This is a genomic window from Actinoplanes sp. TBRC 11911, from assembly GCF_012933445.1.
Taxonomy (GTDB): Bacteria; Actinomycetota; Actinomycetes; order Mycobacteriales; family Micromonosporaceae; genus Actinoplanes.
On record NZ_JABBNC010000071.1, the window covers coordinates 1 to 3,720 of the forward strand.

General features: G+C 69.4%; 3 protein-coding genes. 1 reads left to right on the forward strand and 2 read right to left on the reverse strand.

Features of this window, described 5'->3' with window-relative positions; translation table 11 throughout:
* Positions 1-280: 280 nt before the first annotated feature.
* Positions 281-499 carry a hypothetical protein gene (locus HH310_RS42915; protein WP_169181536.1) on the forward strand — a complete coding sequence of 73 codons (219 nt, stop codon included), beginning with the start codon at positions 281-283 and terminating at the stop codon, positions 497-499.
* A gap of 561 nt (positions 500-1,060) precedes the next feature.
* Here HH310_RS42915 and prfH read toward each other — a convergent pair.
* Together prfH and HH310_RS42925 are read right to left on the reverse strand one after the other, a co-directional pair.
* Positions 1,061-1,684, reverse strand: a complete 624-nt coding sequence (gene prfH / locus HH310_RS42920) for a peptide chain release factor H (RefSeq protein ID WP_169181537.1) — start codon at positions 1,682-1,684, stop codon at positions 1,061-1,063.
* A complete protein-coding gene (locus HH310_RS42925) occupies positions 1,681-2,775 on the reverse strand; it encodes an RNA ligase RtcB family protein (protein WP_169181538.1) in 1,095 nt (364 codons plus the stop codon). The genes prfH and HH310_RS42925 overlap by 4 nt, the downstream gene beginning before the upstream one ends.
* Positions 2,776-3,720 lie beyond the last annotated feature (945 nt).

Genomic DNA, 3,720 nt, shown 5'->3' on the forward strand with positions numbered 1-3,720 from the left:
AAACTCCCCTCACGCGACAGTGGTCCGGCTGCCGCGCTGCACTCGCCCCAGGACGATCCGTCCAGCGGGCGGACCATCGTGGTGGGTCAAGCGAACGAACCATGCCGCCCCACTCTCAGAGTCAAACCCGCGCGACTCGCGCTCGGCGGCTGCCTCACCGGCCGCACCTCCGGCCTTGGCCCGGGCGTTCGTCTTCCCTCAGCCGCTCGAGCCGGGCCTTCGCCCCGCCGGGCTCGAGTTGGTCGGTCAGCTCGGCCCAGCGGGGCTTCAAGAGCCTGTTGTGCGTGAGCTGGTCGGTCAGCTCGGCCATAGCGGGCTTGAACAGCCTGTTGTGCGCAAGCTGATCAGTCAGCTCGGCCACAGCGGGCTTTCAAAGCCTGTTGTGCGTGAGCTAGTCGATCAGGCTCAGCCACAGCGGGGCTTGAGAAGCCTGTTGTGCGTGAGCTGGTCGGTCAGCCCGGCCGCAGCGGGCTTCAAAAGCCTGCTGTGCGCAAGCTAATCGGTCAGCTCGGCCACAGCGGGCTTCAAAGCCTGCTGACCGCAGCTAATCGATCACCTCAGCCACAGCGGGCTTCGAAAGCCTGCTGTGCGCAGGCCAATCGACCAGCCCGGCCGCAGCGGGGCTTGAGAAGCCTGCTGAGCGCGAGCTGATCGGTCAGCCCGGCCACAGCGGGGGTTGGGCTTGCGGGGAGCCGGAGGTTGTCGCCGGGGGTGAGTTGCGGGGGCTGGGGGTGAGGGTGGGTCGGGGCGTGGGGTGCTGGGGGTTGACTCTGAGCGTGGGCGGCATGGTTCGTTCGCTTGAGCCACCACCCGGGTCCGCCCGCTGGACGGGTCGTCTTGGAGTTAGCGCAGCGCGGCAGCCGGACCGCCCGGCGGGAGGTGGGCGGTGAGAATGGCCGGTGATCAGCGGTGGGTGACCCGACGCCTGGCCGGCGCCGGAATTCCATGCAAGGGGTGGGGCGGGGGATGACTTACGCGGATATCAAGCCTGACGGTCTCCGTAAGGCATCCCCCGCCCCACACCGTCCAAGAGTGAGAGAGCCGGACGAGCCGGCCACGATCACCCTTCTCGACCGGGGGCGCTGACCACCCGCGTCGGATTGCCGCGGACCAAAGCGTCGTGCAGGCGCGAGCGGGCCGTGACTGCCGCGCGAGCTGTTTGCTCGTCGGCGCGGGCCAGGCGCGCGCGCAACATGCGGATGGCGTTGCGGCGGTTCAGGGTGAACTCGCGTTCGGTGTCGGCGACCACGACGATTCCGGACGGGCGGTGGGTGGCCCGGGCCGCGGTGCTGGCCTTGTTTCGGTGCTGGCCGCCTGGGCCGCCGGTGCGGATCGCGACGACGTCGACGTCTGACTCGGCGAACGGGGTTCGATGTGATCCGGGGTCGGTGGGCTGGGCGGTGACGTACCAGTTCTTGCGGCCGTGGCCGGTGCGGTAGGGGCTGGCTGCCTGCCAGCATAAAGTTCCCGTCCAGGTCGCGGCGAACTCGGTGGCGTGGTCGCCGGTCAGGCGGAGCAGCACCGACCGGAACGTGCCGCGGCGGGTGCCAGCCACGGTTTCCAGGCGCTCGGTCCGGATTTTCGCCTTGGTGGCCTCGGCCTCCAGGCGGGACGTCAGCTCTGCTACCGCCCAGGCGCACTCCTCGGGGCCGCGCCCGGCGGACAGCAGCAGGTGGACGGTCATCGGCGGCCCGTCGAGGCGGTCTTGTAGGTGACCAGCGGGACGGTTGTCGCGATCGGCGTGGCCAGCTTGTGGGTTACCAGGTCGGTGATTACCTGCTCGATGCGCTTGTACGCGGTCGGGGCCTCCTCGAAGAGCAGCTGGCGGTCGTTGCAGACCACGAGTGACCCTACGGGCGTACGGCGGAGCTCTTCGACCGTGTGTTTGGCTTTTCCGTGGCGAAGCGCGTCTGCCCGCGACATCTTGCGGCCGGCGCCGTGCGCGACCGAGTAGCCCGCCTCGGGGCCGGCGTGTGCGGCCACCAGGTAGGAGCGGGTGCCGCGGGTGCCGGCGATCAGCACGTCCCGGCCGTCGCCGCGGGCCGCGCCCTTGCGATGCAGGTATTTGCCGTCGCGGACCTCGACCAGGTTGTGGCATTCGTCGACGATCGGCTCCTCGAACCCGGCGCCTAGGGCTGCGGCGACGCGGGCCGCCATCAGCCGCCGGTTGAGCGAACCCCACCGTACGGCCTCGTCATGGGCTTTGAGGTAGGCGGGCGGATCCGCGGCCGGGCCGGCGCCGTGGACCTCGGTGTGCGCCCGCAGGATCCGCTCGCCGAGCCCACGTGAGCCACTGTGGACGATCAGTAGCAGGTCGCCCTTGCCGAGGCCGCGCTCGGTGTCGAACACCTCGTCGACCCTGGCCAGCTCGACGAAGTGGTTGCCGCGGCCCACTGTCGCGAGGCTGTCCAGGTGCCCGGCCGGGACGTCGCCGTCGTGCACCGACCAGGCCGGGTCGTCCGGCTCGATGGGCCGGTCGAGGTCGGGGAAACGGGCCGCCAGCTTCTCCGGAACGGCTTTCTTGAGCCGGATCGGGAACACCGCGATGCCGCAACCGATGTCCGAGCCGACCAGGAACGGGTAGAGCACGGTCGAGGTCATGGCGGCGCCGATCGGGGCGCCCTTGCCCGGGTGCAGATCCGGCATGGCGGCGACCTGCAGCATGCCGTCGAGCGCGGCCACCTGATGGCACTGCGCGACGGCGTCCGACTCGATCCAGCTCGACTCGGACGCGAACACGGTGACCTGGGCCGACGTGGCCTGATGCTGAGACAAGGACGCTCTTTCCCCTCGATCGGAACGCCCTCGACGATCCCGGAGTCCGCCGTCGCCATCAACCGAATTAGGTCTGTGGCTATTGCTTTCTTACGCTTGGACGACGGGGGGCCGAGGGTGCCCACTCACGGCTTGGTGGAGCGTTTTTATGCCGTGAGTGGTCACCCTCGGCCCCCCGTCTTGCATGGTGTCTGGCGGCGGCTGAGGGATCGGTCACCCGCGGCTTGGTGCTTGGCCGGGCTTGGGCGGTCCCCTCGCTCTCGCCGGTCCGGCTGCCGCGCTCCACTTACCCCAGGACGACCCGTCCGGCGAGCGGACCACGGTGGTGGGTCAAGCGAACAAACTATGCCGCTCACCCTCAGAGTCAAACCCCTGCCACTCGCGCGAGGCGGCTGTCTCACCGCCTGCACCTCTGCCCTCGCCCCAGGCGTTCCTCTTCCCTCAGCCGCATGCCGATCTCCGAGCCCAGCCCGACCCGGCCCTTGCCCCCCGGCCGGGCGCGAGCTGGTCGGTCAGCTCGGCCATAGCGGGGCTTCAAAAGCCTGTTGTGCGTGAGCTGGTCGGTCAGCTCGGCATAGCGGGGCTTTAAAAGCCTGTTGTGCGTGAGCTGGTCGGTCAGCTCGGCCATAACGGGGCTTTAAAAGCCTGTTGTGCGTGAGCTGGTCGGTCAGCTTGGCCACAGCGGGGCTTTGAAGCGTGTGGTGCGCGAGCGGGTCGCTCTGCTTGGCCACAGCGGGCACGAGCTTGAGCCCGGCGCGAGATTGTCGGCGGGGGCTGCGCCGCGCGGGGTGAGCGGGGGTCGGGGCGTGGGTGCAGGGGTTTGACTCTGAGAGTGGGGCGGCATGGTTCGTTCGCTTGACCCACCACGATGGTCCGCTCGCCGAACGGATCGTCCTGGGGTAAGTGCAGCGCGGCAGCCGGACCACTGTCGCGTGAGGGGAGTAA

What these genes read in the sequence shown, in the direction of transcription:
- prfH (WP_169181537.1), bottom strand. Translation starts at nt 1,684, where the DNA reads ATGACCGTCCACCTGCTGCTGTCCGCCGGGCGCGGCCCCGAGGAGTGC.